The 24,813-nt window shown below is 61.2% G+C and carries 24 protein-coding genes and 2 pseudogenes; 18 read left to right on the top strand and 8 right to left on the bottom strand.

The window, feature by feature from the left end; translation table 11 throughout:
* Positions 1-139: 139 nt before the first annotated feature.
* Positions 140-684: pseudogene (locus ABIB14_RS17555) on the top strand (DinB/UmuC family translesion DNA polymerase); the annotation flags it as partial.
* Here ABIB14_RS17555 and ABIB14_RS17560 read toward each other — a convergent pair.
* From ABIB14_RS17560 to ABIB14_RS17575, 4 genes are all read right to left on the bottom strand, one after another.
* Positions 671-1,720, bottom strand: a complete 1,050-nt coding sequence (locus ABIB14_RS17560; RefSeq protein WP_354237193.1) for a putative type IV secretion/conjugal transfer ATPase — start codon at positions 1,718-1,720, stop codon at positions 671-673. The pseudogene ABIB14_RS17555 and the gene ABIB14_RS17560 overlap by 14 nt on opposite strands.
* A gap of 242 nt (positions 1,721-1,962) precedes the next feature.
* On the bottom strand, positions 1,963-3,468 hold the full coding sequence (locus ABIB14_RS17565) for an SCO6880 family protein (protein WP_354237194.1): 1,506 nt from the start codon (positions 3,466-3,468) through the stop codon (positions 1,963-1,965).
* Positions 3,461-4,900 carry a type IV secretion system protein gene (locus ABIB14_RS17570; RefSeq protein WP_354237195.1) on the bottom strand — a complete coding sequence of 480 codons (1,440 nt, stop codon included), beginning with the start codon at positions 4,898-4,900 and terminating at the stop codon, positions 3,461-3,463. Before ABIB14_RS17570 ends, ABIB14_RS17565 begins: the two co-directional genes overlap by 8 nt.
* A 12-nt stretch (positions 4,901-4,912) precedes the next feature.
* The gene (locus ABIB14_RS17575) at positions 4,913-5,200 is read right to left on the bottom strand and encodes a hypothetical protein (protein WP_354237196.1); all 288 of its coding nucleotides are present in this window, start codon (positions 5,198-5,200) and stop codon (positions 4,913-4,915) included.
* A gap of 218 nt (positions 5,201-5,418) precedes the next feature.
* Between ABIB14_RS17575 and ABIB14_RS17580 the strand changes: the two are divergent.
* The 4 genes and pseudogenes from ABIB14_RS17580 (at position 5,419) to ABIB14_RS17595 (ending at position 7,849) form a co-directional block, all read left to right on the top strand.
* Positions 5,419-5,851, top strand: a pseudogene (locus ABIB14_RS17580) (LexA family protein).
* A gap of 47 nt (positions 5,852-5,898) precedes the next feature.
* Positions 5,899-7,197, top strand: coding sequence for a Y-family DNA polymerase (locus ABIB14_RS17585; RefSeq protein ID WP_354237197.1), 1,299 nt, complete (start codon positions 5,899-5,901; stop codon positions 7,195-7,197).
* 44 nt (positions 7,198-7,241) lie between these two features.
* Positions 7,242-7,580, top strand: coding sequence for a hypothetical protein (locus ABIB14_RS17590; RefSeq protein ID WP_354237198.1), 339 nt, complete (start codon positions 7,242-7,244; stop codon positions 7,578-7,580).
* Positions 7,577-7,849: a hypothetical protein gene (locus ABIB14_RS17595; protein WP_354237199.1), complete on the top strand. Its 273-nt coding sequence runs from the start codon at positions 7,577-7,579 to the stop codon at positions 7,847-7,849. Before ABIB14_RS17590 ends, ABIB14_RS17595 begins: the two co-directional genes overlap by 4 nt.
* Before the next feature lie 406 nt (positions 7,850-8,255).
* On the opposite strand, the gene ABIB14_RS17600 is transcribed toward ABIB14_RS17595, so the two are convergent.
* Positions 8,256-8,780 carry a hypothetical protein gene (locus ABIB14_RS17600; protein ID WP_354237200.1) on the bottom strand — a complete coding sequence of 175 codons (525 nt, stop codon included), beginning with the start codon at positions 8,778-8,780 and terminating at the stop codon, positions 8,256-8,258.
* Positions 8,781-8,830: 50 nt separating this feature from the next.
* On the opposite strand from ABIB14_RS17600, the gene ABIB14_RS17605 reads away from it, so the two are divergent.
* Positions 8,831-9,277, top strand: a complete 447-nt coding sequence (locus tag ABIB14_RS17605; protein WP_354237201.1) for a hypothetical protein — start codon at positions 8,831-8,833, stop codon at positions 9,275-9,277.
* A gap of 237 nt (positions 9,278-9,514) precedes the next feature.
* Here ABIB14_RS17605 and ABIB14_RS17610 read toward each other — a convergent pair whose 3' ends face one another.
* The gene (locus ABIB14_RS17610) at positions 9,515-9,922 is read right to left on the bottom strand and encodes a hypothetical protein (protein WP_354237202.1); all 408 of its coding nucleotides are present in this window, start codon (positions 9,920-9,922) and stop codon (positions 9,515-9,517) included.
* 79 nt (positions 9,923-10,001) lie between these two features.
* Between ABIB14_RS17610 and ABIB14_RS17615 the strand changes: the two genes are divergently transcribed.
* Positions 10,002-10,883 carry a hypothetical protein gene (locus tag ABIB14_RS17615; RefSeq protein WP_354237203.1) on the top strand — a complete coding sequence of 294 codons (882 nt, stop codon included), beginning with the start codon at positions 10,002-10,004 and terminating at the stop codon, positions 10,881-10,883.
* Here ABIB14_RS17615 and ABIB14_RS17620 read toward each other — a convergent pair.
* Together ABIB14_RS17620 and ABIB14_RS17625 are read right to left on the bottom strand one after the other, a co-directional pair.
* The gene (locus tag ABIB14_RS17620) at positions 10,880-11,218 is read right to left on the bottom strand and encodes a hypothetical protein (protein WP_354237204.1); all 339 of its coding nucleotides are present in this window, start codon (positions 11,216-11,218) and stop codon (positions 10,880-10,882) included. The genes ABIB14_RS17615 and ABIB14_RS17620 overlap by 4 nt on opposite strands.
* On the bottom strand, positions 11,215-11,364 hold the full coding sequence (locus ABIB14_RS17625; RefSeq protein WP_354237205.1) for a hypothetical protein: 150 nt from the start codon (positions 11,362-11,364) through the stop codon (positions 11,215-11,217). The genes ABIB14_RS17620 and ABIB14_RS17625 overlap by 4 nt, the downstream gene beginning before the upstream one ends.
* Before the next feature lie 114 nt (positions 11,365-11,478).
* Here ABIB14_RS17625 and ABIB14_RS17630 point away from each other — a divergent pair, with 114 nt between their 5' ends.
* From ABIB14_RS17630 to ABIB14_RS17680, 11 genes are all read left to right on the top strand, one after another.
* Positions 11,479-11,796, top strand: coding sequence for a histone-like nucleoid-structuring protein Lsr2 (locus ABIB14_RS17630; protein ID WP_354237206.1), 318 nt, complete (start codon positions 11,479-11,481; stop codon positions 11,794-11,796).
* Positions 11,797-12,077: 281 nt separating this feature from the next.
* A complete protein-coding gene (locus ABIB14_RS17635) occupies positions 12,078-12,638 on the top strand; it encodes a hypothetical protein (RefSeq protein ID WP_354237207.1) in 561 nt (186 codons plus the stop codon).
* Entirely contained in the window at positions 12,635-13,093 is a 459-nt protein-coding gene (locus tag ABIB14_RS17640; protein WP_354237208.1) for a hypothetical protein, read from the top strand. The genes ABIB14_RS17635 and ABIB14_RS17640 overlap by 4 nt, the downstream gene beginning before the upstream one ends.
* Before the next feature lie 49 nt (positions 13,094-13,142).
* Positions 13,143-14,210 carry a DUF4062 domain-containing protein gene (locus ABIB14_RS17645; protein WP_354237209.1) on the top strand — a complete coding sequence of 356 codons (1,068 nt, stop codon included), beginning with the start codon at positions 13,143-13,145 and terminating at the stop codon, positions 14,208-14,210.
* Positions 14,211-15,041: 831 nt separating this feature from the next.
* Positions 15,042-15,269: a hypothetical protein gene (locus ABIB14_RS17650; protein ID WP_354237210.1), complete on the top strand. Its 228-nt coding sequence runs from the start codon at positions 15,042-15,044 to the stop codon at positions 15,267-15,269.
* 637 nt (positions 15,270-15,906) lie between these two features.
* Positions 15,907-17,187: a chymotrypsin family serine protease gene (locus tag ABIB14_RS17655; RefSeq protein ID WP_354237211.1), complete on the top strand. Its 1,281-nt coding sequence runs from the start codon at positions 15,907-15,909 to the stop codon at positions 17,185-17,187.
* 268 nt (positions 17,188-17,455) lie between these two features.
* Positions 17,456-19,132 carry an IS21 family transposase gene (gene istA, locus ABIB14_RS17660; protein ID WP_354237212.1) on the top strand — a complete coding sequence of 559 codons (1,677 nt, stop codon included), beginning with the start codon at positions 17,456-17,458 and terminating at the stop codon, positions 19,130-19,132.
* Complete coding sequence (gene istB / locus ABIB14_RS17665) at positions 19,129-19,944, top strand: IS21-like element helper ATPase IstB (RefSeq protein ID WP_354237213.1); 816 nt, start codon at positions 19,129-19,131, stop codon at positions 19,942-19,944. Before istA ends, istB begins: the two co-directional genes overlap by 4 nt.
* A 1,720-nt stretch (positions 19,945-21,664) precedes the next feature.
* Positions 21,665-22,276 (top strand): recombinase family protein, encoded by a 612-nt coding sequence (locus tag ABIB14_RS17670; protein WP_354237214.1) that lies wholly within the window; start codon positions 21,665-21,667, stop codon positions 22,274-22,276.
* Between the two features lie 62 nt (positions 22,277-22,338).
* Positions 22,339-23,745 carry a TnsB C-terminal domain-containing protein gene (locus ABIB14_RS17675; protein WP_354237215.1) on the top strand — a complete coding sequence of 469 codons (1,407 nt, stop codon included), beginning with the start codon at positions 22,339-22,341 and terminating at the stop codon, positions 23,743-23,745.
* Complete coding sequence (locus ABIB14_RS17680) at positions 23,742-24,554, top strand: AAA family ATPase (protein ID WP_354237216.1); 813 nt, start codon at positions 23,742-23,744, stop codon at positions 24,552-24,554. The genes ABIB14_RS17675 and ABIB14_RS17680 overlap by 4 nt, the downstream gene beginning before the upstream one ends.
* Positions 24,555-24,813 lie beyond the last annotated feature (259 nt).

Here is a 24,813-nt window from a genome sequence, read left to right on the forward strand (position 1 = left end):
ATGGCCAACTAAATTGAGACGGTTCCTACCCGATCTGTCTCAATTTAGATGTCCTTTTCCCACGTCACCATGGCCAACTAAATTGAGACAGGACATCGCAGGAGTCTCCGCATGCCCGCTGTCGCCGGCGACCGCGGCGGACATCGGTCGGGACCAGCTCATCTTCTCCCGCTCTTTCGCCACCCCATGACCACCGCAGCCGGGATCCGGCAGGTCATGCGCGTCTCCGGCCAGCGGGCCTCCGCCCGGCTGGCCAAACACGGGCTCCAGGCCAAAGTCCTCACCTCGTTCGCCGGCACCTCACACTTCAACCCGAACGACACCTCCTACCCCTCGGTGTGCGTACCGCTGCCAATGCCGACCGCCGACCCGGTACTGCTCACCAAAGCCGCCCACGCGCCGCTGCCTCGCATCGTGGAGGGCATGCGGTACGCCAGGGCCGGCATCGTGGTCACTGACCTGTGCCCCACCGGCAACCAGGTACCCCCTGGCCCTGGTCGAGAACTCCCTCGAGGAACGCCACATCGAAACCCTCCTGGAAGACATCACCCGCCGGTACGGGCGCGGCTCCATCGGACAGGGCCACGGCGGGATCCGCGGCCCGGACTGGACCATGAAACGGGACATGCTCTCCCCCGCTACACCACCCACTGGGACGAACTCCCCCTGGTCAAAGCCGCCTAAACCACCCGCACGACAACACAGCGAAAGAATTTCCGATGACTCCCACCAGCGCAGCCCCTACCCAGAACCTCGTGCTGTCGCCGATTTCATTGAGATCGGCCACCTTGTGCATGATGAGCAGATTCGCGATGCCGTAGGTACGGGCCAATCGCCACTGCTCGCTCATTTTGGCGAGCATGTAGGGGTCCGCCAGCATGCGCCAGCCTTCGTCGTAGACCACCAGCCGCTTGCCGCCGTCGGGATTTGTCACGGCCGCTTCCAGCCAGGTTGCGCCACACGCCGCAGCGAGGGACAGTGCCTGCTCCGAGGCACCGATCAGCGCGGACGTGTCCATCACCATCATGGGCGCATCTGCATCGAAGGAGACGGTGGAGGGTGCATCAAACATTCCTTCCAAATCGCCAGAGACAGTGCGCCGGAGGGAGTGGCTGACGGCCTGCCCTCCCTCCTTGCCGACCAGCCCGATGGTTTCCCTTGACGGGTTCAGCAAGTGGTCCAGGACCATCGGCAGCGTGGGATTCGAGTTCTGGGCCACGGTTTCCATGAGCGCCATGTCCAGGGCTGTGTGCTCGACGGGATGCAGCGGCATCCCCTGCCGCATGAGGGACACCAGGGCCACCAGCAGGTAGCGGCGCCGCTGGCGGACCACGGCCTCCCATTGCGCCTCGCTCAGCGCACTGGACCGCGGACCGGCGTCGAGCGGATTGACCCGGGCCGCGCGGCCCGGTCCCACAGAAATGACCTTCCCGCCTACGGCGTTCGCGACGGCGACCCACTCCCCCTTGGGGTCGGAGGCGACGGCGGCCTTCCGACCCAGCGTGATCGACCTCGCCACCAAGGATTTCCCGCACATGGATTTCCCTGTCCCGACGGTGCCAATTACGACGATCGACGGGCCGCTGATGACACCTTTGTCGTAGAGAATCCACGGATCGTAGGAGAACGCGCCGGAGCCGAAGACGTCTGTGCCAATGTATGTTCCCTCATGGCCCAGGCCTGATTCGGTGATAAACGGGTATGCAGCCGCGAAGGTCATGGTGGACGCCCGGTGCGGTGCCGGGCGGAGGCGGTGCGGCCCGCGCAGAGTATTCGCTTCACGGCTCCCCCAGTCGCCGCCGTGTTCCCTTCTATCGAGCCCGGCGCAAATAGTGTCTCCGACTCGCTGGAGCATCCCCTCCCACGGTTTGCTGTCCGCGGCAGCCGAGCCCCGGCGTCGTTCTTTCCGCTCTTGGCGGTTCCCACCGGCCGGCACGTAGTGAACCGATTGGCTTGTCCTCTTCATCGCAGTCCCCGCCCAAAGGGGAGCGCACCAGCGACGAACCCAGCCCACTGCTGCCCTGCCAAAAGGCGCAGTTCGACAAAGGCTCCCGCCGCCGCCGACTCGAGCTCCTGCCTATGTCGAGCTAGGTCTTGAAGGGTGCCCGCGGTGATGGTCACGTACGCGGCCGGCCGCACGTCTCCGTGACCGGCGACGATCTCTTCCTCCCGCTGAGTCACTTCTTCTTCCTCTGCCCGTTGCTCCCGGGTGAGCGGCCTGTCGAAGCGGGTGTTGATCCGCCGCCTGGTTTCATGGGCTTCCTGGGCGGAGCGAATGTCCCGCAGCGCCTCAGTTGTGGGTACGGCGCGGATCACCTCGGTCACCGTGTGGCGGAAATCGCCGACATAGATCAGGGGGTGGAGGAAGCCCGGAAAGACCCTCTGCCGCGGCCATTCGGCGATCCAGAACGTTTGATGAAAGCCGGAGTCAGTGCGCACATAGGTCCAGTGCTCATCGACCGCCATTGGCCCGGCAGTGACGCTGGACGCCTTTGGTTCTGTATCGTTCTGCGGCCCATGCGCTGTGGTGGAGACTGCAGGCTGCCGTACCGGGGTTGCCGGGGCGGCCGGATCGAAGGCACCGCGGACGACGTCGAGGAGGCCGGCTTCTGGGAGCCATTCCTCCACCCTGACGCTGTGAGTGCCCAATGCGGTGGTCATGGCCTCAACCTCCAGCCGCAGCACCTGTTCGACGCCGACCAGTCCCCCGCCGGACTCCTTGATTCGGCGTCGGGCCTTGGCGGTATCCACGACAAGTGCGACCAAGAGGTCGTGGCTCATCGCCGAGCCGGCCTCAGCGATCAGGTCCTCGTAGGCGCGCTGACCCCAGGTGAGGTCTTTCGGGATGCTTGCCCGCTCTGGGGCAGTGCGTTCGTAGAAGTCGCGCAAAGCCGACGAGGGATAGGGAACCGTGTAGTCCTGGACGGCGATTCTGGCGACGCTGCTGCGCTGGGCCATGCCTGCCTGCACGCGGGACCAGGCCTGAACCGCCCAGGCCTTATCGTCAGAGTCCAGGAGCGCGAATGATCTGGTGCTGCAGCGCAGCACGGCGATCGCCTCCCTGCCTCGGGCGTCCACGATGAACGACTCACCGGTTGAGGTCCGGCGCAATTCCAGGTTCCCCAATCCGCCCGGCAGTGCCAGGCGCCCCGCCAAGGCCGGGCGCTCCGGCCTGACCAGGAAGCGGGTTTGCTTGGCGGCCAACCGGTAGAAGAACAGCGCTGCATGCCCGGCCCATACCGGGTAGGGAATCCTCGAATACTGGAGTAGCCCGAGCAGGATGAGCGACAGCCACAGTGGTCCCGATGCGAAGAGGCCCACTGGTCCGCGAAGTGCCGATGCCGTACTGGCTACAAGGACTCCGGCCGCCAGCAGCAGCAACTGGTACCACTTCAGACCCATAAACAAGCCGCGGCGCTCGTACCGGGGGAATTTGACGGCCTCGAGGGCGCGCGAATTTTCAGACATGGGGACCACCATCGATCGGGGGTTGGACGACTGGCGGCCGGCGGATGGGCGGGCGGCCCGGTGTTGCCATCGGCTGCGAGGGCGGGGAAGCTGGCGGCGAGGCCTGGGGCGGCGCCGTTCGAGACGCCGCTTGGTCAGCCGGCTGCCTCGGCGCCGGGGGCCGCTCGCCGATCTCACCCGTATCCGGACCTTTGAGCGGTGTGCCCGGACTCGACGCCGGCCCACGACGGCCTCCGCGCGCCCGGGGTGACGGTCGCCCGGTTGCCGTGGCGCCGGCGTCGAGCATCAATGCAGTGCCATTACCCCCGGGGGTCTGGGCCGACGTCGTGCCTGTCTGCGTTTGCGGCAGTGGTGCCCGGGGTGGCAGTACGCGAGTGGGAAACTGCGGTCGGCTCGACTGGATCGGACGGGTCGCAGATGAGTGCGATGCCAGGCCCGCGAGCGTGAAGCGGCCGCCGGTCTGTCGGCTGATCTGCCGGGCAGCAAAGCCAGTGCTTCGGGAAAGTACGTGACCGCCTCCCGCAGTCTGCGCGGCTGCGGCAAGCTCACCACCGGCGAAACTAACCAGGCGTAGCGCCATCAGCGGTGCCCCACAAGCCAAGGCCATGCCGACTACTCCGGCTGCCAGTCCGGCGAATGACTTCGCCTCGGCGAAGAGCTTGATGGCCACGGCCAGCACGGTCGCGGCCAACGGCTTGGCGAGAAGCAACGCGACGACGATCTCGCACCACCGCCGTGCCCACGTTTGCGTCTTCTCCCACGGCATGAGCATCAGAGCGACCGGGGTGACGGCAGCGAGCACGATGAGCGCAAAAGATCGAAAGATCATCGAACACATCAGGATGAACGCCAGAATCCAGACAACGATAACGGCCATTGCCGTGACGACGACCGCCCCGGCCGCGCCACCCGTTGAACCCGGCGCCAACGACATAACATTCCATTCTCTGCCTGAGCCCGCCTGAGCTTTTTCGAAGCCGAAGAGCCGCATGAACAAGACGTAAGGATCTGTCCCCAGGGACCCGAGGAGCGCCGTCGACGCCGAATCGCTGACTTTAGTGAGCTGGCGGACCATGTACACCGCACCGGCCACCATGGGGATAGCGGCAGCGCCGCCCACCAGAGCCCGGACCAGGCGACGGGGCTGCTGGCTGATCAGACCTGACAGCAGTTGGAGGATCATGACGATGACGAGTGGCGTCAGCATGACGATAACCCACCAACTCGTCAGCCCTTCGACGGCGATCCACTGCGAGTCATCAACGTTCGAGACGGTGAACGCGCCCGTGATGAACGACCATATCCATGACGCGGTGCTCTGCAAGATGTTCGCGAAGAAAGACGTGATGGAACCCTGGACGCCGTCGTTCGCCTGGGAGACGAGACCGCACCCGGGCGGCCACCATCCGTTCAAATCGCACTGAACCGGCATGACTGGCTGGACCTAGAATCCGAGATTGAACGCCGACTGGGACCAGAGAATGTAGCCATTGATGCCGCCGAGGATGGCTGCTACGGGTCCGGTCCAGAGCAGGATCATGCCGCCGCCTGACGCCAGCCGGGACGACTGGCTCAGCTTGCCGGCCAGCAGCATCGCCGCCCCGACGATCGCCACGATCGCGATCACAATGAACGCGCCGACCAGGATGCCTCCACCGATCTGCTTCAGTGATTCAAGAAAGGGAAAGTTGGGATTCGGGGTGATGCCGGGGTCCACCGCTGCCAGAAACATCGCACGCTCCATTTGTCGTCTACCGGGGGAATGAGGGGTTTGGGCTCACGACTTCATGGAGGCGGCGGGGTGAGGCGACATGACTGGTGTTGATTTTTCGCGACGGATTCACAGCTCTGAGCATCCTGCATCGGATGCAATCCCGCGGAGAATGCTCAATGTCAGCACCCGGGGCTACACTGAATCTATCGAACATATATTCGAATAAAGGGTGTGTTGTGGGCGTTGTAGTTGGTCCCCGTGTGATAGATGCGGGCATGTCGTTGCTGTCGGTGCTGATCTCTCCGGTCCCCGTCGCGGCCGGGTATCCCTCGCCCGCGCAGGACTACTTCGACGGGAGGATCGACCTAAACGAGCACCTGATCAAAGACATCACCAGCACCTACGTTGTGAGGGTGTCCGGGGGAATCGATGGAGGGCGCCGGGATCAGCGACGGTGATGAATTGATCGTCAATCGGGCTCTGGAACCGGTGGACGGGTCCGTGGTCGTCGCGGTCCTGGACGGGGAGCTGACCATCAAACGGTTGCGGATCACGGGAACCGGGGTGGTGCTGCAGGCGGAGAACCCGGTGTACCCGGATATCCGGGTTCCCTCGTTGTCAGATCTGGTCATCTGGGGCGTCGCCACCAGATGCCTTCACCATGTTTAAGGTGGGCTATTGCATCAGATGCATGATTGGCCGGCGCGAGGCACGCTATGTCTAAGCCGGTTGTCATGCGGCATATGCCGCAGATCGCGCATGTGGATGTGAATTGCTTCTACGCCTCGGCCGAGCGGGCGTTCGACCCGTCTCTAGAGGGCCGGCCTGTCATCGTTTTGTCCAACAACGACGGTTGCGCCGTCACCCGGTCCCCTGAAGCGAAAGCCCTGGGTATTGCCATGGGTGAGCCGTGGTTCAAACTTGCCCCGCGGGCCAAGGAGTGGGGACTCGTTGCCCTGTCGAGTAACTACGAGCTTTACGGCGACATCAGCGCCCGGGTCATGGAACTGCTGGGCCGGTACTCAGCCTGGCTCGAGGTCTACAGCATCGACGAGGCCTTCCTCGGCGTCCAAGGCACCCCCGATCAGCTCTTGACCCTCGGCCGGGACATGAAAACCGCCGTGCGGCGCAACGTCGGGGTGCCCGTCTGCGTCGGCATCGCACCCACGAAAACCCTGGCGAAGCTGGCGAACAAATGGGCCAAGAACAACCCCGCTTTCGACGGGGTCTGCCACTGGGACTCCGTACCCGCCGCCGACCGGGAGTCCCTGATGCGGCGGCTGTCCGTCATCGAGGTCTGGGGTGTCGCCACCCGGTTGACCAAACGCCTCAATGCCTTGGGGATCCATTCGATCCTCGATCTCTCCCGGGCGGATCCGGTGATGATCCGGGACCGCTTCTCCGTGGTCATGATGCGCACCGTCCTGGAACTGCAGGGCACCCCTTGCATCCCGATGGAGGAAGAACGGATCGGCCGGGACCAGCTCATCTTCTCCCGCTCCTTCGCCACCCCGATCACCACCGCTGCGGGGATCCGGCAGGTCATGAGCGTCTACGGCCAGCAGGCCTCGGCGCGGCTGGCCAAACACGGCCTCCAGGCCAAAGTCCTCACCGCGTTCGCCGGCACCTCCCACTTCAACCCGAAAGACACCTCCTACCCCTCGGTGTGCGTGCCGCTGCCGATGCCGACCGCAGACCCGGTGATCCTGACCAGGGCCGCCCATGCACTTCTGCCCCGCATATGCGGGGGCGTCCGGTACGTCAGGGCCGGGATCATGGTCACCGACCTGCGGCCCAGCGGCAACCAGGCACCCCTGGCCCTGTTCGAAAACCCGCACGAGGAACGCAACGTCGGAACACTCCTCGAAGACATCACCCGCCGGTACGGGCGCGGATCCATCGGCCTGGGCCACGGCGGCATCTGCGGCGGACCGGACTGGACCATGAAACGGGACAGGCTCTCCCCCCGCTACACCACCCACTGGGACGAACTCCCCCTCGTCAAAGCCGCCTGACCCAAACACACCCGCACGACCGCACCACGAAAGAACGCACCCCCATGAGCACCACCATCGAAGCCCCCGGACAGGCCAACGAGCTTCAGGTCCGGACCGACCCAGCCGGCAAACCCCTCGCCATCCGCCACGACGGGCAGATCTGGCTTGTCGATCCCGACACGGACACCCAGCACTGGTTCGGAAGAGACGCCTGGTGGGACACCCAACGCACAGCAGCCGTCGGAAGCGGCGACCTGGTCAGCATCGAATTCTGGCGGGTCCAGGTCCGTCCCGGTACCCAGTCCGCCCTCCGGACCGTGACGCTGCGCCGGAACCCGTTCTCCACGCAGTGGCTGCTGGAGAGCATCAGCGACGCCGACGAAACAACGGAAGAAGAGTGAATGCCCAACCCATCAGCGACCAGACGTGGGCAGGGATCCGGGCGGAGTTCACCCTGCCGCCCCTGGAACTGGTTCGGCGTCGACTCTCCGAGCTCATGGAAGACCCCGAGCCCGTCGTGCAGCAGCTCGTCCGGGTCTTCATCGACGACGGGAACTTCTGCCCGGGATTCCAGTTCCTCCCCGGCGGCCACCTCCACCCGACGGTGACGGAACTTTTTAGGAGAGCCATGGGACTGACATCCCGCACAACTATTTCACCCTCTGGTTGATCACCCCTCAAGGGACCTAGCTGGGACCCGCCCCGTCGACCACCTGAAGACGGACCCCACCCCCCTGTTCCGCGCGTTGGAATCCTGCCGCTGGCGCTAGAACCAGCTCTTGACCGCGTCGGCGTGCTGCGTAGCGTTGGCCCATGCGACTCATCCACAACGAAAACTCCGGAGGGACAAACCGATACGCCCACCCCGGACCAAGGGCCAACCTTGAAGCTTTAACATCGCTACATCACAAGGTAGATAGGTGGATCAGATGTCGCGTCGGCCACAGGAACTTGGAGCGGGCCCTAGATATCTACCAAACACCGGCCCTATTTCTGTTCTTCTTCTTGGCCTTCCCCTTAGGTGGATTGTTATGCCCCTCACCGTAGAGACCATCCAGGGCTCTGCCGGTTGCTGTTCAAGCCAAAGCCGCAGTTGGCAGTTGCATCACGTCGAGAACCTTGGAGAAAATGACGTTTTCATCTACGGCCACCCCGGCTATCCAAAGGACCGTACAAACAGCAAGAACGCTCATTAGTTGGACTGTTGCCCGTACATAGCGGTCGGGGCCGAAAGGAAGCATCAGATTGAGCCCGTCAAGGGTTCTGGAAAGTGCCATCGCGGTGCAGAGAAGCCGGCCCGGCAGCGCCTCTACCTCGGCAAGAATTTGTTCGTCAGCCGCTTCGCGAAGCGAATCTGCAAAGGCCTCGACTTCTTTGACGTCTAGGGCTGGTCGCATGGTCGCCAGAAGCTCGCTGGCATCCATTTGCGCGAAGGCTCCTCTATTAAAGCTGGAAAGGAAGGCTGTGGAGCCGACGAGCTTGCTGGTGTCTGCGAACATTTTGCTCGGCCTCGCGTGTCCGCTCGACGGCTCCTTCAAGTCGCCGCCGGCATGAACAAACGGATTATCTGATTTATCCAATTTCGTGATAAATTCACTCACGCTTTCACTATGAATGGCTATGAGTAGACCGTCAACGTTTGGGGTAAATTATGGATGTCGATGTTCGGTTCTTTCAGGCTGCGGCCACCGCCATACCGACACTTTTCATCGCATTGGCGATCACGGGGAAGGCCTTTAGTCCTGACGATGGGGACGGCGGGCATCTATCCACACCCCGTAACCTGAAGGAATTTACACAAGCTATCTTGTTGATCACATCGTTCGCAACGGCCGAAATGGTGTCCCTCGCCGTGATATTCACTAATAGACCATATTTCTTGTGGGCAATCGTCGTGGGGTTTGTAATTGGACTGCAACTAACGACGCTATTTACTATTTCGATAAGTGCAGGCCTCAGGAAGTTCGACCCTCCAAAGGCCAGGACTAAGCTCGCGCTGGCCGTGCTTGTGGCCGTAGCAGTTGGTGCGCCGACCCTCGTATTCTTGGCGATGACCATGATTCCGGTACTCGAAGCAGCTACAAGTTTGGGTCGGTGATTCCGCCTGGGGCCTCCGGGCCCGGTAATGGAAGTCTGTTCCACTTGCTCAGTGCCCACCCCCACGCAAGCAGTGGGAGTTCTCATGGACACGATTTCCGCCCGGGCATTAATGCACTGTACAAGCTGGTTGAGGCCGGGCTTGTGCCTCGCGCCGGTGAGAGAGCGCGCGGCCATGACAGCTCTAGCGGTTCGTGCCTACGGAGGGGCTGGCATCATCGACTGGCCGATATTTGATTTACCCCAGGAGGGCGAAGATAACGTACCAGAACATGACCAAGTAACCAATCAGCGTAAATACCCATATTAGGACCCCGGCCCCAGGTCGCAAAGCGGCGGCAATAGGGGTAAAGAACTCGATAACTATGAAAGCAAGGGAATTCATCAGCGCGGTGAGGACAAGCCCGGCCTGAAAGGAACTTCCATGATCATAGAATAGGGCGGTGACTGCTGCCAGCAGACCCGCTACTACACTGACTACGAACAAAACGGCCGGGATGAGAATGCCAATTTTGCCGAAGTTCGAGGCTTTCTTCAGCATTTCGGCTTGAATCACGCCTTGCTTCAAACCCACGGCAACGGCGATCAGCAGAGTCGGTATTGCCGTTGCACCGGCCTGGAAAAACGTGATGGGGACTTCAGTCATACGACTATCGTGCCAGATTACTGCCGCAGGCCCGGACCAATGACCGAGTCTGTCGGCCATATCCCCTATAGTCCTCATCATGACGACTTACACTTCCGCTGACCTAGCCGAAATCGCGGCCAGCATTCCGAGTCGAGCCAGCGAAGCCGGCCTACTCTTCATTCCAGGCGTCCACATCGAGAGGGAATGCGATGTGCGGTTGAGCGCCGAGGATATTGACGTCGAGCAAGTTATCCGAGTGGCTGCGCAGGTAGGAGCATCGTTCGTAGCCCTCCAGGCCGCCCCATTTTACTTGAACGCGGTACTGGATGAGTTAGTGGATGACGAAACTCATTCCGCCGAATCAGTTCAAAGACTGAAGGAGTCGGCCCAACCGCACGATGGGTCTTTAGAAAACGTGACGGTGAGCTGGGCAGCTCAAGGTCTGATTTACGAGTGGACCGCCGCTACCGCCTGGGGATCGTCCTTCTTGAACAGCTTGTTCGCGGCAGTGCAACAAGCCGAGGCGGAATCTGAGGCCGAAACCGAGGCGGAACGTGAGGAGCACCGAGAACAATACCGCGCTGCTTATCAAGCTGCGCTCTCGGCATTACTCAATTCGCCCAAATACCGTGGCGAGTCCATCGGGAAGCGTCGCCTCCTCGTATCGTCGATTCTCGCCGAAGCGGGAGTGGAGGAAATGCCCGAGGTTTTCATGACCCGACAGGTGCAACCTGATGCCAACAGGATCATCGGTGAAAAGGCTTACGAATACGAGCAGGACTTCCGCGCCCGCAAATCCGAGCTAGCCGACGAGCTGAGAACCTACCCTGCCTGGCAGCGGGTCTACACCCAAATTAAGCGCAAGGCAGCTGCCGCTGAGTTCCTAATGAAAAAAGCCGACGGCTACAGGCTGAGCACCGACTTGGCTGGAGAGATTAGTGAAGCTGCGGCCAACCCCGTTTATGTCTCTCGCTACTAACTATCGTGGGCGAGTAGCTTTCGCCTAGCCCTTACTACGGGCACCGCCAAGTCAGATTTCGCCGACTTCACCAAAGCTCGGCGTAGGTCGTGACCGCGCACCGACAAAGCGTCCCATTGGTCTTCGGTGACGTCCTCGTCGTCAATGGCATCCAACATTTCGCCAATAAGGTCGTCAGCGGTTTCTCGATAGAGGGTGCCAAGTTGTCCACCCAGGATGTTCGCCTTCACTTCTGCCCGCTCAAGCTCGTCAATCTGTTGCTGCCACTCCCAAGTAACGCTGGCGTCACTATGACCGGAGTCCTCCGTGTGATGGCTGAACTTGGTCACCTTCATACCGACGGCAACTGTTGGTGCATGACGGACAGTTGGTCTATGAGGTCGAGATACGCCACCAGCCGTTCGTTCTTGAACCACTGTTCATCAACTGAACGGCTGGCACGCTTCGCGCCGACCATTACGCCGACAATCGGCAAAATCACTGTGGCAAGATCCTCAAGAAATCCCCCACTTCCTGCAAAGAGCTCGTATCCATTATTGGAGGATACCCCGCAGCGCACACGAAACTTTAGCCGATCGGGTGATAGCCTTTTTATATGGCAACCAAAACTTACACCCGGCTACTCGATGACCTCGATGGTTCTGACGCCGATGAAACTATCCGCTTTGGTATTGACGGGGTCACCTATGCGATTGATCTCAATTCCGGCCACGCTTCCGAACTCCGCGACTTCCTGAGTCGCTTCCAGGATGCCGCTCGGAAAGAAGGCGGCGCAACGAAGCGCCAGACCAAGGCCACTAGTGGAGTAGATACGAAAGCCGTCCGACTCTGGGCGGCTGACAACGGTATCCAGGTCAACACTCGTGGCCGTCTGCAGGCTGACGTAATGGAGAAATACCTGGCCGCACACTAAGTACAAGTACGCACAAAAACAAACAGGGACGAGAGCTGAGATAGCATTTGTCCCTGATTTGTTTAATTGCTTCGCTTCTCCCCCTTGCCTCAGGCTCAATACATGCGAACGCTTTTGATTGCTTTTAGTCCTTGCCCTGGGTTGAGTCTGGCGATTGCCAGCGCGGCTGGTATTAAATCACCAATTGTCAATATTTATGTCGTAACAGGTTTTTCCTATCCACCTGCCACGCTTACCACGCCTCGGTGATGAAGCTATGAATTCCAAAGTACGATGTCTGCATGGATGGGGAAACAATACGTTTGATGGTCGTTGCCTGCGGAGCTGTACTCGCCGGCCTCTTGGGTGCCCTCATCGCGGGAGCCTTCAACAGCCAGAACACACAGGCGACCATTGAAGCCGCAAGAGTGGCGGCGGAGACGCAGCGGGAAGCAGACCGTGAAGTAGAACATGACCGCTGGCTGAGAGACAGAAGGCTTGAGGCCTACGTGGATTTCGTCAATGAAGTACGCGACCTTGATACCTATATACACGACCTCGCTACGGGTCTCAGCAATGATCACGCGGGGCTGGTTCAATCGGCAAAACAACTAAACGGTCTTCAAGTACGCCTACTGGCACCCGCCGACGTTTCGGGCGCGGCTTCGGAGGTGATGGCGGGTATCCAAGGGCTTATTCGGGCCTTGACCGCCAAGGAGATGGCGGGAGCTATCGATGACCCCTCCTTTAATGCTGCCTCGGAACTGCTCATTGAGAAGATAGCTAAACTTGAACGACTAGCTAGCCAGGACCTCGGGGTTGTCCGGGGTGGCCCCACTGAAGCGGGGATGACGACGGTATGAACTACGATCCAGCCACCTGGGGAACATACGGACAGTGGGCGTCCGCCGCCATTACCGGCGCGGCCTTCTTCGCCACCTTTTATGTCATCCGCCGGGATGCCAAGCTGCGCCGCACGTCCCAGGCCCGCCGCATCGTCTACTACTTCAGCTACTTCATTCCTGGTGAGCCTATGGAAGACCGCTGGTTCCACATACGAAATAACAGCGACGAGTCGATTTACGATGTCTTCTTTTACCTCCACGACGGGCGGAAGATTGAGCAGGGAGCGCGCCAAGTGATGCACCCTGGAGAGGAGACGAAGCACCGGAGCCTGGAAGTGCCGCGGGTTTCGTTTCGCGACGGGGCGCGCGTTCGTTGGCTCCGGACCATCGATGGCGATTTGAGCACCGGCCGGCCCAAGTTCAGCAAGTGGTTCAAGCAGCACCAGCGCATGTTGGGGAACAAAGTGAGCTAGAAAGCTTCCTTGGCGAGAGACTCTCGGTTGCCTGTGTTAGACATAACCCATGGATCGTCGCTATCAAGTCTTCATCAGCTCAACCTATACCGACCTCGCCGAAGAACGGCGTGAGGTGATTCAGGCGCTTTTGGAGATGGATTGCTTGCCAGCCGGCATGGAGATGTTCCCCGCCACTAACGAAGAGCAGTGGACTTTAATCCAACAAGTAATCGACGAGAGCGATTACTACGTCGTGATAGTTGGAGGCCGATACGGCTCAACTACCGCAGAAGGAATCAGCTACACGGAGAAGGAATACGACTACGCAGTAGAGATCGGAAAGCCCGTTCTTGGCTTCGTGCACGCCAAGCCGGAAGATATAGCTCTAGGTAAGAGTCAGCCTGAAATGAAGGCCCAGTTGGACGCGTTCCGTGCGAAGGTGATGAGCCGTCTGGTGAAGACGTACACGCATCCGGCTGACCTGGGTTCAGCTGTCTCGCGCAGCTTGATTCTGGCTATGAAGCGCTATCCTGCCGAGGGATGGGTTCGCGGCCAGTACGCAATGACGCCAGAAACCCAGGCAGAAATGGCGGAGCTTCGAGCGCGAGTGAGCGAGCTCAAACTTGAAGTCAAATCCTCGCTCTCGACAATTGTTGAGGTTCCCGAAGGATTGGCCTCCGGCGAGGATAGTTATCACATCACCGGTCGCCTGGCGTTCTACCGCAAAAGTGATATTAAGAGCGGCAGCTATACCTCGGCTACACGTTATGCCATCGATGTCTCCATCCCGGTGACGTGGAACGAGATCTTTGGCGTCTTGGGACCCAGCCTGATGAACGAGGCTACGGAGTCCGACCTGCGAAAGAGCGTCTTCCGCTTTTGCGAGAATATTGTCAAAGATGAGCCGGCCGGCTACATGCCCAGAGATTTCGGCAAGTTCCAGGCGCTGAAGGTCGAGGAAGAGCTTTTCCAAGACGTTCTGGTCCAGCTTTTTGCCCTAAACCTCATGACTCACGGCGTAAAGAAAAGATCAGCCACGGATCAGAACAAATATTGGGCTCTAACCCCACTCGGCCAGGACACACTGATGAAACTTCGAGCCATCCCAAAGCAATCCACTGAAGTTGGCGCGTAGACAGTAGGTATTCAGTTTGGCACATGAATTTGCGCAGTCAGTCGCTTAGTTTTCTCGTCTGCGGTCAGCAGGTGTCATTTTCAGAAGTTGACTGCACTGACTTTCCCGTTATTCCGGGGTAGTGCAGATGACTTCTAAACATTGGCTGCTCGATATATTCCTCTGCACTATCGCCGCTTCTGCTCGATACTCCTCTGCACTGAGGTCACTTCGGACCGGTACTCCGCCGCCCAACGGCTTTAGTGCAGAGGACTCCTGACATTCTCTGCAGACGATTCCTGAAAATGGCATCCATAATGACCTTCTAACGAAGAGTGTCAGGTTGAAACCCAAGGCCCCCGGACCCGAGTGTTCAGTTACCCCTGAGCTGTGACTGTTAGTTCAGAGTGGCGGTTCTTTCGCAGCTCGGTTTGGCGGTTTTAGCCGATTCCGATGACGGGGTGGTGCGTGATGGATGCTGAATTGGTTGATTTTCATGCCCCGTTTTGACCTGGGTGAAGAACCGGTCGGGGACTCGCCAAGGTGAAATTCGCCACCGGCCCGGTTGCCTTGAGTGATGAGATCCGCGCCGATGGATGGGATCGGCCCGAGCGCGTCACTGTTTTGCTGTCTGGGGCCGGTCTGGCGGCGCCCACATGTTTTAGAAGCGCCCTTCGCGGCGGCTAAAAACGCGGCGCTTGGAAAATATTCCTGAGTGGCTGTATAAAACCTGCATTGTCCGGACGCGTGACGGTTAGAGGAAGATCGTCGTCCGGGGCTTGGAGGTTGATGTGCAAACCACCAGGGAAAGCGAATTCCAGGCCCTGTACGCAGAGCATTATGCCAAGGTATATGCGTATCTCGCCTACCGCATCTGACAGGCAACGCGCAGAAGAACTCGCCGTCGAGGTTTTTGGCACCATCTGGGAAACGGGCTTGCCCGATCGTGTGGGAGTCGGCTGGCTGCTCGCCACGGCACGAAATCTTGCGCCCAACGAGTACCGCGCCAGGGAGCGCGGCCAAGCGCTCAACAGCAGGCTTCGTGAAGAGGCAATGCTTGCCGCCCAAGGGCTTGCATAATTCAGTGTTGAGCTCCCCGAAAAATATATCGACTCACCCCTTAACTAAACCGTCTTGACCGGGGTACAGTCCTCTCACCAAACGCAAAAAAGGGGGAAGGGTGAGAACTGCCCGAGCATGGTTAGCTCTTACGGCCGCCTTGGTCGCCTCTGGCCTCATGACCGCGTGTGGAAGCGGACCCATGGTCTCGCCCGGATCAGCCCCCGTTGTGGTTTGCGCAGCATTCACTTCAACCGCTCCCTGCAGGATCTATGCAAGCGTCTCCGGGCATGACGGCAGCGGCGACCTTCCCTGGATGGCCTCGGGAGCCATCACTACCAAGCTCGAATCAGTAGACAACGCCCTCCACCTGACGATCGTGACCCCATGCGGCCCGCTCAGCGGATCGGTGACACGGGACGGGTTGACACTCAACCCCGGGCCTGTCGGAGTCGGCGCTGCCGGACGTGCTGGAGGCGGCCCAAGTGGCTGCACCGGCGGCCAAGAGCTCTGGCTCCTCGACTTCCTCAAGAAGCCTTTCGAGGTGGTTTACGGCGACGGGCATCTGACATGGACCAACGACAAGGGCACACTCGTATTCAAGCCTAGCTAACCACGTCAGGCTAAATCGCACCGCCGAATCAAATGGGGGATATAGATGAAGCTCAGCACGCGTGCCGTCCGTACCTGCTCTTTGCTTGTTGTGATCTTAATGGGATTTGGCGCTGGCGCGGCGAATGCCGATCGCAATCCTCCAACAGCACCTGCCGGATCAAGTCCGATCGACCTCTACATGCAGACCAAGGGCAGTGGCTTCCTCACCGACCAGAAGCAGCTTTCGGAGTTCAAGCTCTGGATCACCGAACTGCCGGGAATCGAGCAGGCTGGCTATGTCGGCCAAGTCAACGACGCGACCACTCGGTCGACAAGAGTCCTCTGGAAGGGTGCGTCCCCGCTGCGCGACACGGTTCGCGCGGGAGGCCAAGCCCGAGGCATATCAGTGACCTTCTCTGAGCGCCCCTACTCGTTGCCCGAAATACGCGCGACCATCGCAAGAATCGACTCACAGAAGAAGGCGCTGTCGAATCTGGGGTTCCAAGTCGACAACATCGCCGGCGTGCGAGATGACGACGGGACAATCGCCGTTGAAGGGCGTGCCGCTCCCGGTGCCGCGCCGGACTGGGTTATGGTAGCCGCCGCCGCAAATCAGGCGGCGGGCACACCGGTCCGAGTGGTCAACACCGTTCGCGCCACTCCGGCCACGCGCTCACGAGATAGTTCGCCCTTCAACTCGGGTGCATACATGATGACCAGCAACTACCATGTCTGCTCTACGGGATTCGCTCTGGCAAGCAGCACCCAGACGTATACCATCACCGCAAGACATTGCGATGCCGGCCCGTGGTACGACCGCGATGATTCCACGAAGTTCATTGGAAGCGAGTTCTGGGATTCATCGACCGGCCAGTCGTCGCTGATAGCCGGGGCAGGCAGCAAATGGATGTACGACGGCACTTGGGATAATTCGTGGGGCCTCTCCAAGGCCACATCGGGCGTTCGAGACGTTTCGATCGGCGACTGGATTTGCACAAGCGGCGGGAACTCCGGCGTTCACTGCAACATCCAGGTCCGGAGCGAGTGGAATTGGTGGGACGACGGATTCGGCGGCGCATACAACACGGAAGGTCTCCAGATAGGCGGGACGGATATCGCCGCCATCCAGGGAGACAGCGGCGGGCCAGTCTTGATGCCCTACTCCGATGGCACCGTCGGAGCGGTGGGCATGATCCAGGCCGTCATCAATGGCCATGCGGACGGATGCGGGTCGGTCCACGACTACGGGCCGCCAACCGACCCGAATCTCTGCTCCGCTGACTTCTTCTTCACACCCGAGCGGACCATCGCCAACAGCTACGGGCTGAGCCTGGTCACCTGGTAACGGCGCCTGCGCTGGCGGTCCGGTTCGACCCCGGTACTGCCCGGGTCGGGTCGTGCGGGCGCGAGGGGCGTGCGATCCCGTTCCATGTTGCATGCCGGATCCGGCCAGTGACCCCGGAATCTGACTATGACAGGTTTGGATGGCCCCGGCAGGACGGTTATTTCTGGCCCCACTTCGTGACTCGCCGGGCAGCTTGTGACGGTTATATGTGGCCCCGCCTTCAACGTTGGATTCATCAGGGGATGGATGCGGCGGAAGGCTGGTCTGGATGGAGTCGAGAGTGGAGTTGTTCGCGCTGATTCGAAGGGATGCCCGGGTCGGGGGCCTCTCGGTCCGCGCGCTGGCGGCCAAACATAAGGTTCACCGCAGGACGGTGCGGCAGGCCTTGGAATCAGCCTCCCCTCCTGAACGCAAACCCAGACAGGGGGTTGCCTGGCGGTTGGAGCCGTTCAAGGCTGCGGTCGACGCGATGCTCATTGAGGACACGACCGCGCCACGGAAGCAACGTCATACGGCCCGCAGGATCCTGGCCCGGCTCATTGACGAGCATGGCGCGGAAGAGTTGTCATATTCGACGGTGCGTGACTACGTGCGGGTCCGACGGGCCCAGATCGATGTCGAGGCCGGCCGCCGGCTGGAGGCGTTCGTCCCGCAGGAGCATGCCCCGGGCGCGGAAGCCGAGGTGGACTTCGGTGAAGTCTGGGTGGTGCTGAACGGGGTGAAGACCAAATGCCACATGTTCATCTTCCGGCTGTCGCACTCGGGCAAGGCCATCCACCGGATCTATCCCACACAGGCGCAGGAAGCTTTCCTGGAAGGCCACATTGAAGCCTTTCACGTCATGGGAGGCATCCCGACAAAGCACATCCGGTATGACAACCTCACCAGCGCGGTCACCGCGGTGGTGTTCGGGCAGGGCCGGCAACGCCATGAGAATGACCGGTGGGTGCTGTTCCGCTCGCACTACGGCTTCGACCCGTTCTACTGCCAGCCCGGCATCGACGGGGCACACGAGAAGGGTGGGGTTGAAGGGGAGGTCGGCTGGTTCCGCCGCAACAGGCTCTCGCCCATGCCTGTCGCGGAATCTCTGGATGAGCTCAACGACCGGATCCGGGCCTGGGAAGCCCAGGACGAGGCCCGGCGGATCAACGACAGGATCCGCACCATCGGGCAGGATTTCGCCGCCGAACAGCCTTTCCTGGCCCCGCTGCCGGCAGAATCCTTTGACCCGGGTCTGGTGCTGACACCCAGGGTGGACCGGTCTTCGATGATCACCGTGCGCATGGTGAAGTACTCCGTCCCGGCACGGTTCATCGGCAGGAAAGTCCGGGTGTACCTGCGGGCGTCCGAGGTCGTCGTTTTCGACGGCCGCACCGTGGCCGCCAGGCATCAACGGATCGTTGCCAAAAGTGGCCAGTCCGTCCAGCTGGATCACTATCTGGAGGTCCTCAAAACCAAACCCGGCGCGCTGCCCGGGTCCACAGCCCTGGCCAGGGCACGGGAGTCCGGTGCGTTCACCAGCGCCCATGAAGCATTCTGGGCTGTCTGCCGCAGGGTCAACGGCGACGCCGACGGCACCCGCGAACTCATCGACGTCCTGCTGCTCCACCGCTCCATGGACGCCTCCGACGTCACTGCAGGCATCCTCTCGGCCCTGGGAGTGGGTGCTGTCAGCGCCGACGTCGTCGCGGTCGAAGCCCGCAGACACGCCTCAAACATCCCCGCGGGTGGGGCCGGGCCGGACCGTCATCCCAGCACTCGAGAAGACGTGAAGGTGCAACGCGTTGTCAGTCTTACGCAGCGCCGGCTCATGGACCCCGCGGCTGTTATCGCCGGGCTCCCGCCGGACACGCGCCCGCTTCCGTCGATCGGTGTCTATGACGAGCTGCTGGCCAAACGCACCGAACACCCCGCCGGAACAGCGTCGAAGGAGAACATCTCATGAGCCCTGCAGTACCCTCGACGACCATCACTCCGACCCTGCGCCGGCGGCGCGGCCTGACCGAACAAGCCGCCGTCGCGGCCGTGGACCAGGCCTGCCGCCGGCTCCGCCTGCCCACGATCCGGGCGGTGCTCGATGAAGCCCTCACCGTCGCCGGAAAGGAACAACTCTCCTACCAGGGCTTCCTGGCCGAGCTCCTGCTGGCCGAGTGCGACGACCGGGACCGGCGCTCCTCCATCCGCCGGATCAAAGCCGCGAACTTTCCCCGCGACAAATGGCTCGGGGACTTCGACTTCGACGCGAACCCAAACATCAACCCCGCCACCATCCACACCCTCGCCACCGGCGACTGGATCCGCAAAGGCGCACCCCTGTGCCTGATCGGTGATTCCGGGACGGGGAAATCCCACCTGCTCATCGGCCTCGGCACCGCAGCCGCCGAGAAGGGCTACCGGGTCAAATACACCCTCGCCACCCGGCTCGTGAACGAACTCGTCGAAGCCGCCGACGAAAAGATGCTGGCCAAGACCATCGCCCGCTACGGGCGCGTGGACCTGCTCTGCATCGACGAGCTCGGCTACATGGAACTGGACCGCCGCGGCGCGGAACTCCTCTTCCAGGTCCTCACCGAACGCGAAGAGAAAAACTCCATCGCCATCGCCAGCAACGAGTCCTTCTCCGGCTGGACCAAAACCTTCACCGACCCGCGCCTCTGCGCCGCGATCGTGGACCGGCTCACCTTCAACGGCGCCATCATCGAAACCGGCACCGACTCCTACCGCCTCGCCCACAGCCTCAACCGGACAACCACCTAGCGTTATGGATCCGGCAGCATTCTGACGATGTTGCGATGATCTGGAACAACTCTCCTAGCAGGGCTTCCTAGCCAAACTCCTGCTGGCCGAGACTCGCCTAGGCGCGCCGGGCTCCGCTTCCTCTGCTCTAGGTCCCCCAAGAACTTCGGAATAGGCGCCGTCCGAATGATCGCCGCCGGCTCACACTATGGGAGGCTCATCTCTCATGCCACGCGCAACAAACTTGCAGGTGGTGATCAAGATGGCAAGACCCATCAACACAATTCCTCCTGCAACACGCGGGCCTGTTAGGTCTGCCAGACTCACTACGGCGAGCACGAGAAGAAGACCGACTTGCCACCAACTTGCCCGCGAAATCGCGCTAGCCGCCCTGCGCAAGCCGCCCTACCGTCCATTTCGAGGTTTGGACTTATAGGCCAGCCGCAGTATGGCCGTGAACGCGGCCAGCATCGACAGAACCGCGATGCCAACGACAAGATACATTGCAACCCCTTGGACCTCTCCTAGGGGATGGCCGAAAAGCCAGGAGCTCAGGGTAGCGACCACCACGCCAACCGGGAGCATGATTGCTATGGCCACGACCACCAGCACACGATAGCGGGAGATGCTGCGACGTTCTGGGGAGCGCATCGCAATCCTCTCGGTAGTTTCCGAATGCTCTGCCAGCCAAACCGAATCCCGTCGCGCGTTCCGACGGCGGCTAGCACGCAATCCTAGGGAGTCGAACGTTCGCGGTCGGTGTGGTGTCTGGCGCTGGGGCCCGGTGTCATCTCTGTCTCCCCTTGATGGCAAAGGCTATTGATAGGACTGCAGAGACTACCGCACCAATCACAGCTCCGGTCATTAAGGTCCGAGTTGAAACTCCGACGATAACTAGCCAGATTGCCATGAAGATCACGAACGAAGCCACCGCCACGAGGGCGCGGAAACCCAGCGGTTTAGTCGTCTTATCCGGCACAGGTGATCAGTGCCAGGACTGGACCCGCCGTCTCGGTCAGGAGCCCGGTCCCCAGGCCGGTGGCCATAACCCCGCTGAACAACAATGCCGGCGGCCTGTGACCACCGGCAGATTGATCTGTATCTTGCGGCGCACGCCGCGTCCCCCCAAAAAGCATCCTAGCTCCAGACCTGGAAGTGAGTAATGACCCTCACTTTACGACCGGATTTTGTCCAAAGACCAGAGAACCAAGCTTGTCATTTTCGTGACAAAAAATCAGGCCGCCTTCCCTGTGCAACCTTTACCGAGAGGCTGAGACCGACACCCATCACGACACTACAGCGGCCCGCACCACGTAACCTCCTCAGCGCCCAGGGCGCATGCGGTGGGAAGGTTCCACCGACCAAAACTCTCGAACGGCACGAACATGCCGGGATGGGGCCAGATTCAACCGTCATTCCGGGGCCAGAAATACTTGACACAATCAGGAATCGTTGCCGCGGGTGGCTGGTCACCTTCCCGCATAGGAGAAGTCCAGCACGGAAGGACGAGAATACTGGGAACTGCCCGATTGAAGTTGCTAATCGAAGCGGCGAGCCTACGGGTTCGAACGAGTTCGCTCGACCCCTTGGAAGCAACGTGTCCTAAACGACCGTATCTACTACAAACCAGCCAACTCGCAGAACAGATTCGATCCACCCCTGATTGTTGTAGCGAAACTCAGTGCCGGTTTCTATGTGGCGGTTCTTCAGGTGGTTGACGGGTATTGGTACATTGGGGCGCATGGGACATCTGTTGGGCTATGCCCGGGTATCGACCGGGGACCAGGACGCGGCCCTGCAGCAGGACGCGTTGAAGGCTGCCGGCTGCTATCGCGTCTTCACCGACACGGCTTCCGGATCTTTGGAGTCCCGGCCGGAACTGACGAAGGTTCTGGATCAGCTCCGGCCCGGGGACACGCTCGTTGTGTGGCGGCTGGATCGGCTGGGCAGGTCCATCCGGCATCTGATTGACCAGCTTGCCGATCTTCAGGATCGTGGCATCGGGTTCCGGTCCCTGCAGGAAGCGATCGACACGACCTCCTCGGGCGGCCGGCTGGTTTTTCACGTGTTCGCAGCCCTTGCGGAGTTCGAACGGGACCTGATCCGTGAACGAACGAACGCAGGCCTTCAGGCCGCACGGGCGCGGGGACGTGTTGGTGGCCGGCCCCAGCTGCTAACCAAGGACAAGCTGCGGACCGCCCGCCGGATGTATGAGCAGAAGGACATGACGGTGAAAAAGATCGGCGAGGTCCTCGGCGTCAGCCGGACCACCGTCTATCGGGCTCTCCGGCGCGAGCCGGCCCCTGCCGCGCTGCGGCGGCGTTCAACAGCCACACAGAAAACAGTCCGGTGACGGCCGGAGGCAGCACTTCCCTGACGGGGGATGCTGCCTCCACGCCTGACCAGACAGCGTTGGTGCGCTGGCAAATCCTGAGCCGGCATATCGAAGAGGGCGTGCCGCTGACGGCCCTCGCCGCAGACGCAGGCATCGGACTTCGGACACTGCAGCGCTGGCACGCAGCCCACAAACGCGACGGCATCGCCGGACTGGCCACTGCCAACCGCGGAACCACTTCGCGCAGGAGCACCCCCGAACTGGTCGCACTCGTCGAAGGCCTGGCCATGGTGAAACCGCCCCTGCCCATGGCCACCATTGCCCGCAAAGCCAACCGCGTCGCTGCCGACCGCGGTTGGCCTCCCCTCTCCTACAGCACCGTCCGCTCCATCACCGCGAGCCTTGACCCCGGCATGAAAACGCTCGCCCAGCAGGGAACGGCAGCCTACCGGGACAGCTATGAACTGGCATGGCGGCACCGGGCCGAGCGCCCGAACGCGATCTGGCAGGCCGACCACACCGAACTGGACATCCTCGTCCTGGACGCAAACCTGAAACCCGTGCGCCCGTGGCTCACGACGATTATTGACGACTACTCCCGCGCGATCTGCGGCTACATGCTCTTCCTTGGGGCACCGTCCGCCCTTAACACCGCACTGGCACTGCGGCAGGGGATCTGGCCCAAAGCCGGCGCAGGGTGGCCGATGTGCGGGATTCCCGACGTCCTCTACGTCGACCACGGCTCAGATTTCACCAGCCACCACCTGACCCAGACCGCGAAAGACCTGCACTTCGAAATCACCTACTCAACGATCGCCAGGCCCCAGGGCCGCGGAAAGATCGAACGGTTCTACGGCACCGTTAATACGGAGCTGCTGACCGAACTGCCCGGCCACCTGACCCGCGGACACCCGCCCCCGGCGCCGGTGCTGACGCTCAAAGAGCTGGACAGGGCCATCGGTCGGTTTATCACGGAGGAGTACCACCAGCGCAAGCACCCAGAAATCAAAACCACCCCGCACCAGGCCTGGGTAGGTGATGGCTGGCTGCCCCGCCTCCCGGCAACCATGGACGAACTCAACCTGCTCCTGTTGACCGTTGCCAAACCCCGGATCGTCCACCGCGACGGCGTGCACTTCCAGGGACTCAGATACGTCTCGCCACTCCTGGCCGCCTACGTCCGCGAACCGGTCGTTGTCCGCTACGATCCGCGGGACATCACCGAGATCCGCGTCTTCCATAAGAACCAGTTCATCTGCAAAGCCGTGGACCCCGACCACGAAACCTCCACGCTGACCCTCAAGGACATTCAGGCTGCACGGTCGGCCCGCCGCCGGGAGTTGCGCGGACAAATCAACCAGCGCATCGCCGTCGTGGCCAGGCACCTGCCGGACTTGGCATCAGCGAAACCGGCTCCCGCTCCGGCCCCTGTCGATCAACCCAAGAAGCGCCCGAAGCTACGCACCTACCTGGAGGACGACCAATGACAGCACAAAGCTTCATTGCCACGAAAGAGCACCGACGGTTCGCTGAGTTCGCCGACGCCGTGCGCCGCCAGCACACCATCGGCATCTGCTACGGCCAGGCCGGCATCGGAAAGACCCTCTCCGCCAGACGCTACGCCAACTGGCACAAAGCAGAGACCCTCATAGAACAGTGGGGTCCCCGGGACGACTCCGACTACCAGATCTACGCGGCCCTGGCCCGGGCACGCAGCGTCTTCTACACCCCTGCCGTGCTCACCTCACCCAAACAGATCCACACCGACCTCGAACACATCAGCACCCGCGTATCGATCTGCGTTGACCAGCACCTGGAAAAAATCGGCAAGAAGACAGGGCCGCACACCCGCACAGGTAAGCATGTTGAGCTGCTCATCATTGACGAATCCGAGCGCCTCAACGCCACGGCCTTGGAACTGCTGCGCGACCGCTACGACCGGGACAACATAGCCCTGATCCTCATCGGCATGCCCGGGATCGAAAAATGGTTCAGCCGCTACGCACAGCTTTACAGCAGGGTCGGCTTTGCCCACGAATACCGCCCACTCGCACAGGAAGAATTGAATTTCGTCCTCGAGCGCCGATGGCGCAAACTCGGCCAAACCCTGGACCCCGACGACTTCACCGACGCCCAGGCCATCGCCGCCGTCGCCCGGATCACCCGAGGCAACTTCCGCCTCATCGACAGGCTCTTCACCCAAATCGAACGGGTCATGAAAATCAACGAACTCAACACCATCACCGACGACGTCATCGAGGCCGCACGCTCAACCCTCGTCATCGGAATCAGCTAGAACCGCCAAACCGGGCTGTGAAAAAACCGCCAATCTGGACTAACAGTCACACCCCTGAGCTGTGACCCTAACCTGACATGACGTCAGGCAGTGTCCTGACGTCCACGTGAGATATGCCCCAACCTGACGGTTCCATGCTGAGCATCGCTGATTTGGGCTCTCTCTGAGTATTTGATGCCTTGAGAGCCACCCAATCTTGCGCTTCAGAGCCACCGATCGTGCGGAAGAGAGCCAGTGGTGGTGTGCTTGGGAGCCACTG

This window comes from Arthrobacter sp. UYEF3 (assembly GCF_040546245.1).
Lineage (GTDB): Bacteria > Actinomycetota > Actinomycetes > Actinomycetales > Micrococcaceae > Arthrobacter.